Genomic DNA, 13,152 nt, shown 5'->3' with positions numbered 1-13,152 from the left:
GGACTTTTTTGCTATTCTTTATTTAGCGCACTTTCTAACAGCTCTTCTGAAAACTCCGTCAAAGCCGCGTTATCCATTCGATCCAAGTTAAGATTAGGTGCCATATTTTTTACTATTTCGTTCATTCCTTGAAAATTCATTTTAGGTGTCATATTCTTAAGCGCATTGGTAACGGGAAGTGCAATATCCTTGCGGTTTCCCCTAGTAAGGCCTATAACTGCGGCACCCAAGCCCAATCCGATTAGTGAAGCCCACAGAGTCCCATTACTCCTGCGTTTTGGCAAAAACATACGGAGAAAAGGGAGATTTCGAAGCATATTCATGTGATCCACTCCTTTCGCATAATTGGAAAGTACATGGTACCCTTCCATTTGCTTAATTTGCTCATTTTTCCTGCAAATATGATATGGAAAGAGTACATAGTTTGTAAGTTTATGGGAAACTCATCGGTTGACATCATATTTTTACGGCCCAATAAAGGCACTAATAAAAAAAATCCGCTAAAAGTGAACGTATCTCCACTCACTAACATAAGATGCAAAAAAAGAATGAGGATGGTGTCTATGGGCGGCTTATCTTATATTGACTTTTTGGCCAAATTTGGCATTGGCGGAGCCCATCCCGGTGGTATTACGTTGACCAAATATATATTGACACAAGAAAATATAACGAATATTAGCAAAATTTTGGATGCAGGCTGTGGCACTGGGCAAACTGCTGCATACTTGTATGAGCAATTTGGAGCTAGGGTTACCGGATTGGAAATCAATTCAATCATGATTGAAAAGGCAAAAAGCCGTTTTCAAAAGTATCAACTTCCGATCCAATTAATTCAAGGCTCCGTAGAAAATATCCCAATCGAAGATAATTCGTTCGATTTTGTTTTATCTGAGTCGGTTTTAGCGTTTGTAAACAAACCAATGGCTCTCAAAGAATTTTACCGTGTTTTAAAAAAAGGCGGCCGCTTTATTGCAAACGAAATGACTATCAATACCAAGCTAAGTGCAAAAGAAGAATTGGAAATAACGAAATTCTATAATATTGATTCTTTGCTATTAGAATCGGATTGGAGAAATCTGCTTACAGAAACAGGATTCTCTAATATTGAACTGACTACAGCGCAGGTTGACCTGGTAAATGGCAACACGGAACAGGAATTTAATTTTTCGGTGAATTTTGAACCAGAGTTATTCGGAATTTTAAATCAACATGGGAACATGCTGGTCAAATACCATGATATTCTGAGCCACCGAATCATAACCTGTACAAAATAGCTATTTCAAAAGCCTTCTTTCCGTTACTGGAAAAAAGGCTTTTTTATTGAGGTTTTACTTTAAAAACACAGGGAATAAGGGTATATTATAAAAATCTCGTTGAAAACTAAATACGAGAAAGGATGGATGGAAGTATGGATCAAACCTTGGGGTACTTAAAAGAAATATTGTCAAATTATACAGACGATCACACGATGGGAAAACAATTATTCCAAAAACTGTCCAAAGGCAGCTATCAGTCGGAGGGGGCGTTTGTCCGTGATTTGAATGGGAACGAAATGGAGTTCCTGAATAATATCCTTCCCGAAGAGATTCGGTATGCTCAACAGGAACAAGACGAAAAACGGGCATATCAATTAAACGAAGTTTATGAACTTCTCATTTGAGCATTAAAAGATGGCCGGAAAATCCGCCATCTTTTTTAGGAAATCAACATTTTCTATAAAATTATTTCCGCGGCAAGCGCATAGTACGACAAATGACGCGTAAAATTAACAGAGTCTTCCAACAATAAGTGACACATTATTTGCAGATATTACAAAAAACTTATTGCTTTTGATAGAATTTCCAGAAAACGACAACACCCTATTTCAGCGATACTCCTCAAAAAACTATTTTTCTGCTTAATGGATATCCCTTTTCTTAAATCTCCCCCCGCGAACTTCAGCAATATCTGCAACTGCCAAAAAGGCATTTTGGTCATATTCGGTAACAATTTCCTTCAATTTCGCCTCCTCAAGGCGATTAATGACACAAAAAATCACTTTTTTATCATCCCCGGAGAAAGCACCTTCCCCATGCAGATAAGTTACTCCACGTCCAAGGCGGTTCATGATGGCATCCCCAACTTCCATCGCATGATCGCTAATAATCCAAACCGACTTTGACTCATCTAGACCAGTTATGGTGATATCAATGGTTTTATAGGCGACAAAATAAGCAATCAATGAGTACATAGCCCGATCCCAAGAGAAAACAAAACCGGCGCTCCCTAAGATAAAAAGGTTAAAAAACATGATTATTTCTCCAACTGAAAATGGGAGTTTCTTATTAAAAAGAATCGCCAATATTTCTGTCCCGTCCAACGATCCCCCGTAGCGTATGACAATCCCGACCCCAATGCCGAGGACAACCCCGCCAAAAATGGTGGCCAAAAGGATATCTTGTGTAAAAGCCGGAACCGGATGAAGTAAAGTAGTAGTGATGGAAAGCACTATAATTCCATAAAGCGTGGATAATGCAAAGGTTTTTCCTATTTGTTTATAGCCAATAAAGAAAAATGGGATGTTTAAAATGAATAGAAAAATTCCAAGGTTTAATCCGGTAAGATACGAAAGGATAATCGAGATACCGGTTATTCCGCCGTCAATAACCTTATTTGGAACGAGGAAGATCTCAAGACCTACTCCCATAAGAGTGGCCCCAATTGTAATCAAAAGAATCCGCTGTAAAACCTTTTTCTTTGTCAATTTTCGATGCTGAATCTTTGCCATGGCTGCTGCAACTGTTTCAGGTTGTTCATTAAGGTTTATTTTCTGAACTTCTGCCATTATCTTGCCCCTTTCATTTTGGCCTTCTACATATAGAATAACGAAAAATGCCCTCTATTGTATATTATTTTTGCTCCATTTCATAAAAAAACTGCCTAAGTGAGGCAGTTTCAGCTGGGGTCGACCTCATCGTATGAAAGAGTGACGACTCGTGTATACTCATTATTGGCTATTTCAGTATCTGTGGCACTTTGCTCTAGTTCCTCCTGCTCATCCATTCCCGGAGCAAGTGTTGGTTCGGTTTTCATTTTGTCATTTTTCTTGTACATAACGAACAACTCCTTTCCACACTATTTTCTCATCTCAATTAGGTTTATATGCAGGCAATTCATTCTTTCCCAAGCAAAAAGAAGCTACCTCTATTTAGAAGCAGCTCCTTAATAATTAAACATCTTAGGAGACCCAACCATGACACCAGCCAAAGTGATTTCATTAAAAATTTCCGATTAGTTATTTTGCAAGCTAATTGGGAATCCTTAAATTTCAGCCGATGTGTGTTTGTTCCGTTGAAGGAATTAATTCTCATGTTAAATGGAATTCAAATTCCTAAAAAGAAACATATTGATCGGTTTTGTACCGAGGGAAACTCTTTATTCCGTCATTTTTATGGTCTCTTGGCAATAAAAGCTTTGAATTAAGAAATTGTTACTTTCTATCGATTGATAGTCCGCACCATGTAAATGCTTTCCAGTTACTGTATTAGGTTTTTCACTAATACAGTCCTTTTTAATTGACTCTTTGTTTCCATTGAGTGTACTTAAAAAAGGTTGGTTAAGGATTTACTCTTGTTTCAAAGTTTTCATCGCTCCACCTTGAAAATGAGTAGGAATAACCTAACTATTCGTTCACAAACGGAACGAACACGTATGGTTGAGCCTCCTAAGATGTTAATTGCTATATTTTCTTTACAGTTTTATTATAGCACTGAAAATTGAGAATAAACGGAATATTTTTGTCATATTTGTGAACTTTAAAGAAAAAAACCTTCCACGTTAAACGAAGACTCTACAAATCAATCCATAATCGGATTTTCAAAATTATCTTTTTCTTTAATTTGATACTGTTCAATTTTTGCGTTAATCCGCCGCCTGTTTTCATTAAACTTTTCGTTATATGGCAGTGTGACCGTACTGCCATCAGCTAATTCAAATTTGTATTGGTAATAGCTGGTGGTGCCTTGCTGATTCCGATAGATGACATTAATAGTATCAATTTTTTCCCATTTATATTCTGCTTCCTGAAAGCTGATTAATTGATTGTAATGGATCCCCTGCTCATCTACGTAGTAATAATTGGTTAAGCTTAATAAAAATACAGGAATACTTAGGACAGCAAAAACGCCAATAACCAATTTCAACTTGGCGCCTTCCAATTTCTGTTTTAAAATCAAATAAACCGTCAACAGAACTGCAATATAAAGCATTCCGCCCATAAAGGCAACATATGCCGAAAATGGAGTGGCAAAGAACCATTGCGAGCGGGAATAATATACCATACTCTGATAGGATGCCACGACGATAAATGGAACAAAGAAGCTGCTTATGTACAAAATAATGGTATAAGCCACGAGTTTTACTGAATCCTCCTCTCTGGCCTCCTTTCTCTTTAACGCAAACAAAAAATATACCCCCCTGTATCTTTTATTATACCTGAAATTAACAGAGTTCCTCTTTAATAATTCGAAATTTTCGAAAAGTAAAACCAACCTAAAAAGATTGGTCTTATTGCTTATTTGGTTCCCGGTGCCGGATGGTCTACGCCTTTAACATGGTGGTTATGCCCATCATCCTCAGAAGTATAGAAGTCATAGTAGTGTACATGCATGCCGTTCCCTACAGGAATGGCAGGTCCTGAATAGGCACGGTAATGGTGGGTGTGTCCATCCTCATATAAAACAAAACCTTCTGTATAGTGAATATGTCCGCCATCCTGGGTGGGTATTGGCGGCGAAGTGACATCCAGACACTGATGAACGTGGCCTACGCTCATGCCAGTGTAATCAACCGACCCATGATTATGATGAGGCACAAAGCCTTGGACAAAATCATCTTTACCGATTTTACTCATTTTAACCACCTCGTAATCCGTCATAGTTCAACTATATGCTTGTAAGAAGAAATTTTTCCCCTTACAATTGGAAAAAATTTCAGTCTAAACAATTAAATACTAATACATACGCCAAAACTTAAAAGACATACTATTTATGTCACACCATATTTCGAAAGAAGGTAAAACCATATGACAGTTGGATCACAAGTTAAACAAACCATTGCAGGGTTAAAAGCAGCACAGGCCAGTTTTGAAACCTTTGCTCTCCAGACGGAAAACAAAAACGCAAAACAGCTTTATCAAAATGCAGCGCAACAAACACAAACAATAATTGACAGCATTGAACCTCGGATGCAGGAAATTATTGGAGAGGAACCCCAATATAATCAGTAACGAATAGGTTGGCAGTCCTGCCAACCCTCTTTTCATTTTCATAACAAGGAGGAGTAAGATGACAGTTGCGTCCAATGTTAAACAGTGTCTGGCTACGATAAAGAACATCGAAGCTCAGCTTTCCAGCCTGGCACTGAATTCCCTTGAAAAAGATGCACAATCGGCCTTTCATGATGCGTGTGTTTCCATCGGAAATGTCAAAAAGGATCTCCAATATCGCGTATTGGAACTTGAGCGTTTGGAACCGCAATACAAAGGCTCATAAGCTGAGGTGAAATCATATGGATGGATTTATCGAAGTCTTCTATCGTTCCATTATTTTTTTAATTGTCTTATTTCTTACAACCAAATTAATTGGGAAAAAGCAAATTTCACAGCTATCCTTCTTTGAGTATGTCTCCGGTATTACCATTGGGAGCATTGCCGGTGAGGCGATTACCGGATTGGAAAAAAATTATCTCCAAGGGGCAGGGGCGATTATTCTTTTCGGAATCGTTACCATCCTGGTTGACGTTTTATCTTTAAAAAGCAAGTATTTCCGTGATGCGATTGAAGGAAAAGGAACCGTCATCATAAAAGACGGGAAAATATTGGAGGATAATTTAAAAAAGGAACGTTACACGATTGACGAATTATCGGCCTTACTAAGACAAAAAGACATTTTCAAAGTAGCGGACGTTGAATTCGCGCTATTGGAACCACGCGGTAATATAACCGCCTTATTGAAAAAAGAAAACCGGCCGCTAACCCCAAAGGATTTGGAAATGAAAATGCCAAATGAAAAGGAACCACAGACCGTCATAATGGACGGAAATATTATTGAAGAGGGGTTGCGGGCATCCGGTAAAGGTCGGGGCTGGCTTTACACCGAATTGGAAAAGTTAGGAGCCATTATTGACAATGTATTCATGGGCCAGGTCGATTCTTATGGTGAACTGACTATTGACCTGTACGATGATAAAATTCAGGTTCCCGCCCCTCAGCAACGACCGCTTTTGCTAGCAACCCTGAAGAAAACCCAGGCAGATCTAGAGATTTTTGCTCTCTCCACCGAATGCGAAAAATCCAAAGCCATGTATAAGAAAAATGCGGACCTTCTACAGGACACTATTGAAAACCTTTCTCCTTACCTAAATAGCTGACAATCTTGGCAAAGAAAAAAATCCTTACCAACTGATTTGCTGGATAAGGATTTTTTATTTTTGATATTATTATGCACTCACTTTTTTGCCGCTTGGCATTGGCTTTTTATTCGTAATATAACTATGCAGCACCATTCCGCCCATGACCAATAGGATGCCAGTCCATGATATTAGGCCCGGCAACTCTGTATGTAAAAGCCATACTTCTCCCAACAGTGCGAACAAGACTTCCATCGATTGCGTAGCTTCTACCGCGGCCAACTTTTGCATATTGCCACGGACAAGGTCGGTAGCCTGAAAAAACAAGATCGTTGCGATGACACCGGAGGAAATTGCCACTAATCCAGATTGAAATGTCTGATCAACGCTTGGCAAACCATCCGATAGCAGGCCATATAAAGATAACAAAATCCATAATGGCATGCTGGCCAATGTCATACCCAGCACCCTTTGAAAAACATCCAGCCTTCCCCCGCAAAGATCCATCATTTTCCGATTCCCCAGTGGGTAGGCAAAAGAAGCAATCACAACAGGTGCAATGCCGAGTATTAATGCCATCGTTGAAAGATTACCGGCTTGCTGCAATTGCATAAGGATAATTCCGAGAAGAATAATTAAGGACATGCCCAATCCTTTAATCGGGATTTTTCCTCTTACCGAAATCGGCCCTGATTTCGTCATGACCGTTTCGTAAAAGAGCGGCGCCAGCAGGGAACCAGAAATAATCGTAACCTGCCAGGTAGCGGCAATCAGCCATCCCGGTGCATATGCCGCTGAAAAACAAAGAGGCGCATAAAATAGGCCAAATCCAACAAAACTCCATAAGACCCACTGTCCTGGATAATTCTTCATCTCAACCAATAGGGATTTCAGGTTTCTCCTCGCTATCACGATGATCAGCAGGAAAGGAATCATGAAAATATATCGCAATGACGCACTCCAAATCCAGCTTCCGCCAGCCAAATCCATAGAGCGGTTTAATATAAAAGTAAACGCAAAAAAGAACGCCGCAAAGATGCCTAAAATAATTGGCCGCATGAATAAGTCCCCTTTTTCCCTCTTATTGAACATTTTTCGATACCCAAAATTATAACAGATTTCTGAATTATTTGTTAATAACTTTTTTGAGAATAATCCTTTTATTGGACCCATAAAGTATTTTGTCGTTGGAAACGTGGGAACCTTTATGTTTGAAACAAAAATAACCCCAAGACTGGGGTTATTTTTTGCTTATTATTTCAGACTTGGCCGATGAAACAGCCCCATCACTTCAATTGTTTCGGTAATATTGACAAATGCGGCCGGATCCACTTCGGTGATGAGATTCTTGACCTCATTCAATTCGTATCTAGATATAACCGTAATAAGGATATTTCGATTCATGTTTGAATAGCCGCCGACACCATCCATAATCGTGAGGCCACGATACAAATTTGTCAGTAAATGCTCCCTCATCTCCTGGCCTTTCTCGGTGATAATCATGATCGTTAATTTGGCATGGTCCGTATAAATTGCATCCACCACTTTACCAGTTACGAAAATGGAAACCAGTGTATAAAGGGCTGAATCCCAATTAAATAAAAACCCGCTAATGACAATCACCACAGCATTCATTCCGGAAAGCAGCACCCCAATTGGAAAGTCCTTCTTTCTGGAAACAATCATCCCAATAATATCGAAGCCGCCAGTGGAGCCGGAGCAGCGAAAAACAATGCCAACCCCCAAGCCGGTTAATGCCCCGCCAAAGATTGAAGATAAAATCATATCATTGGCAATTGGAATAACAGGAACGATATATAAACCAAACGAAATTATTATGACTGAGACAATCGAATTCATAATAAATTTTTTTCCAAGAATTTTATAACCAATAATCAGTAACGGGAAATTTAGTAAAAAATTAGCCAATCCTGTATTAATCGGGGTAATCATTCCGATTAACATCGAAATCCCGCTCAAACCGCTGCTTAAAACTTCATGCGGAATAAGAAATAGGTTAAACCCAATCACAACAATGAGGGAGCCGATTATTAATCCAAAAAACTGCAACTCTGTCTCCTCCTGCCCACCTGTAAATCACTCTTTTAAAAATAATACAGATTCTCATGAATGATGTAAATTAGATAGTTTATTACAATAATAATTAATTATCTGCAAATTTTTCCATTGACTTTCGCAGGATAACATTTATACTTTAGTAATGTATTAACTAAATAACATAATCCTCATCAAACCGATGAGGTAGAGGTCGCGGTTTTTATGAGTAAGGCGGACGAGATGCAGAGACATTAATGACTCCGTTTGAAAGGAAAAATTGCCGAAACATGCTTAGTGTCTCTGAAAAAGTATGTTGGGGCTGTCTCCGAATAGGAACAGAACTGTCATGTTTGGCCTTACCAGCCAACCATGTTGAGCTATCTTTCGGAAGGTATGATGCGGGGTATTAATCATGCCATCGAATGCTTTTCGGTGGCATTTTTTATTCCAAACTCCTTCCTAAAAAATTTCAAAGGAGTCTAAAAAGATGCAAACATCAAGTGTATTAAAAGAAGACGTTTATACTGAAAATCTTCCACCTCAGCAAGGTGATAATGAATTAAAACGCAGCTTAAAAACCCGCCATTTAACGATGATTTCTCTGGGCGGCACAATTGGAACAGGACTGTTTCTTGCGACCGGGGGCGCGATTCATACCGCCGGACCAGGTGGAGCGATTCTATCTTATCTTATAATTGGTATCATGGTATATTTCTTAATGCAAGGCTTGGCGGAAATGGGCGCCTATATGCCGGTTGCCGGTAGTTTTAGTACGTATGCGACAAAATTTGTCGACCCTTCCCTCGGATTTGCCCTAGGGTGGAATTACTGGTACAACTGGGCAATTACAATCGCTGCCGAGCTTGCTGCCGTAACGATGATTATGAAGTTTTGGTTTCCTGACTCCCCTTCCTATATGTGGAGCGCTATCTTTTTAGTCATTATGTTTTTGCTCAATTATCTTTCGGTAAAAGGATTCGGCGAAGCGGAATACTGGTTCTCATTAATTAAGGTAATCACAGTCATTGTCTTTATTGTTGCCGGCACCTTAATGATTTTCGGGATTATGGGCAATGAAGCAGTCGGCTTTAAAAACTTTACAATTGGTGACGCGCCATTCCATGGCGGCTTTATAACAATGCTGGGAATTTTTATGGCAGCGGGCTTCTCATTCCAGGGAACTGAGCTTTTAGGTATTGCTGCCGGTGAAACGGAAGATCCGAAAAAAGCGATCCCACGGGCTGTTAAAACTGTGTTTTGGCGAATCCTGTTATTCTATGTGCTGGCGATTTTAGTCATCGGCCTGCTCATTCCATATACAAATGAAAGCTTGGCCAATGGAGACGTATCGGTCAGCCCATTCACACTTGTATTCCAAAAAGCAGGGATTGCCTTTGCGGCATCAGTTATGAACGCTGTAATCCTGACGGCAGTCCTTTCTGCAGGAAATTCAGGAATGTATGCATCGACCCGGATGCTTTGGGATTTAGCCCGTCAAGGAAAGGCACCAAAGTTTCTTGGCAAATTAAATAAACGGGGCGTTCCGGTAAATGCTCTAATAGCGACCACATTAGTCGGTACGCTCGCCTTTTTAGCTTCATTCTTTGGTGATGGTACAGTATATATATGGCTGCTAAATGCATCCGGCATGTCAGGCTTTATCGCATGGCTCGGAATCGCGGTTTGCCATTATCGCTTCCGCAGGGCCTATGTGGCCCAAGGCAAGGATTTAAATAAATTGCCTTATAGGTCAAAACTATTCCCATTCGGCCCAGTCTTTGCGTTTGCAGTCTGTGCTTTTGTCGTATTGGGGCAAAACTACTCGGCGTTTATGGGTGACCATATCGATTGGAACGGCGTTTTGGTTTCCTATATTGGCTTGCCATTGTTCCTAATCGTGTGGCTTGGTTATAAATTCACAAAGAAAACGAAGCTGATCCCTTTAAAAGATTGCGACTTAAATAATTAATCATCATGACCGCACGCCAATCCGGCGTGCTGTTTTTTTGCAAAAAAAGAAGCATTTCCGCTATTAAGGAATTATGCTTCATAACTTGACCGATACTTCTGTGCCATCTTTTAATTTTGTTTCAATAAGCGTGAGGCCATTGTACATAGGCAAACTCTCAAGTAATGGTTTAAGATCTCTTCGTTCGATCTGAGGTAAAGTGAACTTTTCACCATCTTTTTCTATGGCTTTATTGATGAAATGATTTAAACTTTTGGACGTAATAATGGTGCTAATTAAATTCAAGAATACATAAGGGACCGGAATTTGAAACCGCTTATCTTTCAGTTTAACTTTTACTTTTAACATTGCTTACTCAATGACCACAAAGACTTTATCGCCATTTGCGGAAGTAATGTCGACAATTTGTCCGTCCAGTTCGTTTTCAATCGCTTCAATTAATAAATCTACATCGATGTCCTTCACATACTTTTCCGCTTGAGGAATTCTTTCTGCTATACTTGACCCTACCTTCAATACCGCCTTGACCAAATTAATCGGTAAGTTGACATTGACGTTGTCCCCTTCATGTGAGGTAACACGGATTTTTAACATTTTGTTTCCGTAGGAAATTTCTTCTTTCGTTAATTGAACTGTCGGCTCTCCTTTTCCTTGCAGTACATTTATTAATTCTGTTGCCTTTTCCTTGTCAATCTTGCCCTCCTCTACCATTGTCAACACCCGTGAAATTTCATCCTTCATTTATGCTTCCCCCTCTTTTAATAGTGTAATGGCCTCCTCAGCCGTGATTTCGCCTTTTTCCAACATGGATACTATTTTTTTCTTATCCACTTCCGGTTTTTTTGCTGGTGAGTAACCTAAAGCAGTAATAATATCATCCAGTTTTCCTCTAACGGTTGGGTAAGATATACCTAGTTCTTTCTCAACCTCTTTGATGCTGCCGCGGCATTTAAGGAAAACCTCAATAAAATGCAACTGTTCTTGCCCAAGGGCGGCAAACTTGGATAATTCAAATTCATTCTCCACTGTCGTATGACAATGCTTGCACTGAAGTTTGGTAATTTTAAGTTGCTTGCTGCAAACGGGACAATTTGTGAGTAATGGATATGCCATTTTGATCTCCTTTCCTAATCTTAACCATATCATACACCATCTCCTCTTAAAATCAAAGTGATAATTAATATTTTTGATAAAATTTAATTAAAAAATTAATTATTTTAAAACTAAAATTAATTTTTCGAGGTTAGAATACAAAAAAACAGACTCAATAGATGAGTCTGTTTTCCTCCTGTTATTAAAATTCTGCATTTCCTGGAGTTCTTGGGAATGGAATGACGTCTCTGATATTGGTCATTCCAGTCAAGTACATGATTAGGCGTTCAAAGCCAAGGCCATAGCCTGAATGCTTGGTTCCGCCGTATTTCCTTAGTTCCAGGTACCACCAATAATCCTCTTCGTTCATGCCAAGTTCTTTGATTTTGCCGGCAAGGACGTCTTCACGCTCTTCACGCTGGCTTCCACCGATTAATTCCCCAATTCCTGGAACAAGCAAGTCGGTTGCGGCCACTGTTTTGTTGTCCTCATTCAAGCGCATATAAAAAGCTTTGATTTCTTTTGGATAGTCAGTTACGAACACTGGTTTTTGGAATACCTTTTCGCACAAATAGCGTTCATGCTCCGTTTGCAGGTCAAGTCCCCACTCAACTGGATATCCAAAGTCTTCTCCTGACTCTTTAAGCAGGTTAATCGCCTCTGTATAGCTAACCCGGCCAAAATCGGCTGTACGGGCATTGTTCAAGCGATCCAATAAGCCCTTCTCAACAAAGCTATTAAAGAAATTCATTTCTTCAGGTGCCTGCTCCAGCACATAATCAATTACATATTTAACCATATCTTCAGCCAAATCCATGATATCAGGCAGCTCACCAAAGGCTATTTCCGGTTCAATCATCCAGAATTCGGCTGCATGTCTTGCTGTATTAGAGTTTTCCGCCCTGAAGGTTGGCCCAAACGTATAAACATTACGGAATGCAAGCGCAAAAGACTCGGCTGAAAGCTGGCCGCTAACGGTCAAATTCGTTTCTCTGCCAAAGAAGTCCTGTGAATCGTCCGTTTTTCCTTCTTCATTTTTCGGAAGATTGTTTAAATCAAGTGATGTTACTCTAAACATTTCCCCCGCGCCTTCGGTATCGCTACCGGTGATAATCGGAGAATGGACATAGACAAAACCTTTGTCCTGGAAAAATTTATGAATCGCGTAGGAAGCAATTGATCTGACACGGAAAACAGCAGCAAATGTGTTGGTTCTTGGCCTTAAATGTGCAATTGTCCGCAGGTATTCAAACGTGTGGCGCTTCTTTTGCAGAGGATAGTCAACATTGGAAGTGCCTTCGATGACAATATTCGTTGCTTTAATTTCAAAAGGCTGCTTCGCATTTGGTGTATGAATAAAGTCACCTTCAACCTTTATCGACGAGCTGATCGGCAACTTGGCTATGTCCTTGTAATTTTCTAATTTATCTTCAAAAACAATCTGGACACTTTTGAAGAAGCTGCCGTCATTTAATTCAATAAAGCCAAACGTTTTTGAATCGCGGATGGTACGAATCCAACCGGAAACTTGAACTTTTTGATCAATGAAGCTTTCGGTGTTTCTGTATAAATCCTTAATTAGGGTCACTTTCACCTGAGTTACCTCCTATTTATGTACGTAATTCCACAACAGACCGCCCGCAGCG

The 13,152-nt window shown here is 39.7% G+C and carries 16 protein-coding genes and 1 riboswitch; of the genes, 6 read left to right on the top strand and 10 right to left on the bottom strand.

The window, feature by feature from the left end:
* Nucleotides 1-11: 11 nt before the first annotated feature.
* Entirely contained in the window at nucleotides 12-323 is a 312-nt protein-coding gene (locus AR334_RS16625) for a hypothetical protein (protein ID WP_066313692.1), read from the bottom strand.
* 240 nt (nucleotides 324-563) lie between these two features.
* On the opposite strand from AR334_RS16625, the gene AR334_RS16620 reads away from it, so the two are divergent.
* Entirely contained in the window at nucleotides 564-1,274 is a 711-nt protein-coding gene (locus AR334_RS16620) for a class I SAM-dependent methyltransferase (RefSeq protein ID WP_066313688.1), read from the top strand.
* Nucleotides 1,275-1,408: 134 nt separating this feature from the next.
* Nucleotides 1,409-1,660, top strand: a complete 252-nt coding sequence (locus tag AR334_RS16615; RefSeq protein ID WP_066313684.1) for a sigma-G-dependent sporulation-specific acid-soluble spore protein CsgA — start codon at nucleotides 1,409-1,411, stop codon at nucleotides 1,658-1,660.
* Between the two features lie 237 nt (nucleotides 1,661-1,897).
* Here the strand turns inward: AR334_RS16615 and AR334_RS16610 are convergent, their stop codons facing one another.
* The 4 genes from AR334_RS16610 to AR334_RS16600 form a co-directional block, all read right to left on the bottom strand.
* Nucleotides 1,898-2,824 carry a YitT family protein gene (locus tag AR334_RS16610; RefSeq protein WP_066313682.1) on the bottom strand — a complete coding sequence of 309 codons (927 nt, stop codon included), beginning with the start codon at nucleotides 2,822-2,824 and terminating at the stop codon, nucleotides 1,898-1,900.
* Nucleotides 2,825-2,934: 110 nt separating this feature from the next.
* Nucleotides 2,935-3,093 carry a hypothetical protein gene (locus AR334_RS29965; RefSeq protein WP_172799230.1) on the bottom strand — a complete coding sequence of 53 codons (159 nt, stop codon included), beginning with the start codon at nucleotides 3,091-3,093 and terminating at the stop codon, nucleotides 2,935-2,937.
* A 743-nt stretch (nucleotides 3,094-3,836) separates the two neighbouring features.
* The gene (locus AR334_RS16605; protein ID WP_066313678.1) at nucleotides 3,837-4,442 is read right to left on the bottom strand and encodes a hypothetical protein; all 606 of its coding nucleotides are present in this window, start codon (nucleotides 4,440-4,442) and stop codon (nucleotides 3,837-3,839) included.
* Between the two features lie 110 nt (nucleotides 4,443-4,552).
* A complete protein-coding gene (locus AR334_RS16600) occupies nucleotides 4,553-4,891 on the bottom strand; it encodes a YmaF family protein (RefSeq protein WP_066313677.1) in 339 nt (112 codons plus the stop codon).
* A 171-nt stretch (nucleotides 4,892-5,062) separates the two neighbouring features.
* Between AR334_RS16600 and AR334_RS16595 the strand changes: the two genes are divergently transcribed.
* Genes AR334_RS16595 through AR334_RS16585 form a run of 3 tightly spaced genes read left to right on the top strand, consistent with a single transcriptional unit; the run spans nucleotide 5,063 to nucleotide 6,408 of the window.
* The gene (locus tag AR334_RS16595) at nucleotides 5,063-5,266 is read left to right on the top strand and encodes a DUF1657 domain-containing protein (RefSeq protein ID WP_066313673.1); all 204 of its coding nucleotides are present in this window, start codon (nucleotides 5,063-5,065) and stop codon (nucleotides 5,264-5,266) included.
* 58 nt (nucleotides 5,267-5,324) lie between these two features.
* Entirely contained in the window at nucleotides 5,325-5,531 is a 207-nt protein-coding gene (locus tag AR334_RS16590) for a DUF1657 domain-containing protein (protein WP_066313665.1), read from the top strand.
* 16 nt (nucleotides 5,532-5,547) lie between these two features.
* A complete protein-coding gene (locus tag AR334_RS16585) occupies nucleotides 5,548-6,408 on the top strand; it encodes a DUF421 domain-containing protein (RefSeq protein WP_066313662.1) in 861 nt (286 codons plus the stop codon).
* Between the two features lie 69 nt (nucleotides 6,409-6,477).
* Here the strand turns inward: AR334_RS16585 and AR334_RS16580 are convergent, their stop codons facing one another.
* Both AR334_RS16580 and AR334_RS16575 read right to left on the bottom strand, forming a co-directional pair.
* The gene (locus AR334_RS16580) at nucleotides 6,478-7,446 is read right to left on the bottom strand and encodes a multidrug resistance efflux transporter family protein (protein WP_066313659.1); all 969 of its coding nucleotides are present in this window, start codon (nucleotides 7,444-7,446) and stop codon (nucleotides 6,478-6,480) included.
* A gap of 195 nt (nucleotides 7,447-7,641) precedes the next feature.
* Nucleotides 7,642-8,457 carry a YitT family protein gene (locus AR334_RS16575; RefSeq protein ID WP_066313657.1) on the bottom strand — a complete coding sequence of 272 codons (816 nt, stop codon included), beginning with the start codon at nucleotides 8,455-8,457 and terminating at the stop codon, nucleotides 7,642-7,644.
* Nucleotides 8,458-8,642: 185 nt separating this feature from the next.
* A riboswitch (Lysine riboswitch) is annotated at nucleotides 8,643-8,833 on the top strand.
* Between the two features lie 99 nt (nucleotides 8,834-8,932).
* Between AR334_RS16575 and AR334_RS16570 the strand changes: the two genes are divergently transcribed.
* Nucleotides 8,933-10,414, top strand: a complete 1,482-nt coding sequence (locus AR334_RS16570) for an amino acid permease (protein ID WP_066313655.1) — start codon at nucleotides 8,933-8,935, stop codon at nucleotides 10,412-10,414.
* A gap of 351 nt (nucleotides 10,415-10,765) precedes the next feature.
* Here the strand turns inward: AR334_RS16570 and AR334_RS16560 are convergent, their stop codons facing one another.
* The 3 genes from AR334_RS16560 to asnS all read right to left on the bottom strand — a co-directional run bounded on the left by AR334_RS16560 (nucleotide 10,766) and on the right by asnS (nucleotide 13,100).
* Nucleotides 10,766-11,155 carry a hypothetical protein gene (locus AR334_RS16560; RefSeq protein WP_066313648.1) on the bottom strand — a complete coding sequence of 130 codons (390 nt, stop codon included), beginning with the start codon at nucleotides 11,153-11,155 and terminating at the stop codon, nucleotides 10,766-10,768.
* Nucleotides 11,156-11,527, bottom strand: coding sequence for a DUF2089 domain-containing protein (locus AR334_RS16555; protein WP_066313921.1), 372 nt, complete (start codon nucleotides 11,525-11,527; stop codon nucleotides 11,156-11,158).
* A 181-nt stretch (nucleotides 11,528-11,708) separates the two neighbouring features.
* The gene (gene asnS, locus AR334_RS16550) at nucleotides 11,709-13,100 is read right to left on the bottom strand and encodes an asparagine--tRNA ligase (protein ID WP_066313647.1); all 1,392 of its coding nucleotides are present in this window, start codon (nucleotides 13,098-13,100) and stop codon (nucleotides 11,709-11,711) included.
* Nucleotides 13,101-13,152 lie beyond the last annotated feature (52 nt).

Origin of the sequence: Bacillus sp. FJAT-29814 (genome assembly GCF_001510715.1) — a bacterium.
In the GTDB taxonomy this organism is placed as follows: domain Bacteria; phylum Bacillota; class Bacilli; order Bacillales; family Cytobacillaceae; genus Neobacillus.
The sequence above is the reverse complement of the archived record's forward strand: the minus strand, read 5'-3'. Positions and strand labels throughout refer to the sequence as shown.

What these genes read in the sequence shown, in the direction of transcription:
- AR334_RS16625 (WP_066313692.1), bottom strand. Translation starts at nt 323, where the DNA reads ATGAATATGCTTCGAAATCTCCCTTTTCTCCGTATGTTTTTGCCAAAA.
- AR334_RS16620 (WP_066313688.1), top strand. Translation starts at nt 564, where the DNA reads ATGGGCGGCTTATCTTATATTGACTTTTTGGCCAAATTTGGCATTGGC.
- AR334_RS16615 (WP_066313684.1), top strand. Translation starts at nt 1,409, where the DNA reads ATGGATCAAACCTTGGGGTACTTAAAAGAAATATTGTCAAATTATACA.
- AR334_RS16610 (WP_066313682.1), bottom strand. Translation starts at nt 2,824, where the DNA reads ATGGCAGAAGTTCAGAAAATAAACCTTAATGAACAACCTGAAACAGTT.
- AR334_RS29965 (WP_172799230.1), bottom strand. Translation starts at nt 3,093, where the DNA reads ATGTACAAGAAAAATGACAAAATGAAAACCGAACCAACACTTGCTCCG.
- AR334_RS16600 (WP_066313677.1), bottom strand. Translation starts at nt 4,891, where the DNA reads ATGAGTAAAATCGGTAAAGATGATTTTGTCCAAGGCTTTGTGCCTCAT.
- AR334_RS16595 (WP_066313673.1), top strand. Translation starts at nt 5,063, where the DNA reads ATGACAGTTGGATCACAAGTTAAACAAACCATTGCAGGGTTAAAAGCA.
- AR334_RS16590 (WP_066313665.1), top strand. Translation starts at nt 5,325, where the DNA reads ATGACAGTTGCGTCCAATGTTAAACAGTGTCTGGCTACGATAAAGAAC.
- AR334_RS16585 (WP_066313662.1), top strand. Translation starts at nt 5,548, where the DNA reads ATGGATGGATTTATCGAAGTCTTCTATCGTTCCATTATTTTTTTAATT.
- AR334_RS16580 (WP_066313659.1), bottom strand. Translation starts at nt 7,446, where the DNA reads ATGCGGCCAATTATTTTAGGCATCTTTGCGGCGTTCTTTTTTGCGTTT.
- AR334_RS16570 (WP_066313655.1), top strand. Translation starts at nt 8,933, where the DNA reads ATGCAAACATCAAGTGTATTAAAAGAAGACGTTTATACTGAAAATCTT.
- AR334_RS16560 (WP_066313648.1), bottom strand. Translation starts at nt 11,155, where the DNA reads ATGAAGGATGAAATTTCACGGGTGTTGACAATGGTAGAGGAGGGCAAG.
- AR334_RS16555 (WP_066313921.1), bottom strand. Translation starts at nt 11,527, where the DNA reads ATGGCATATCCATTACTCACAAATTGTCCCGTTTGCAGCAAGCAACTT.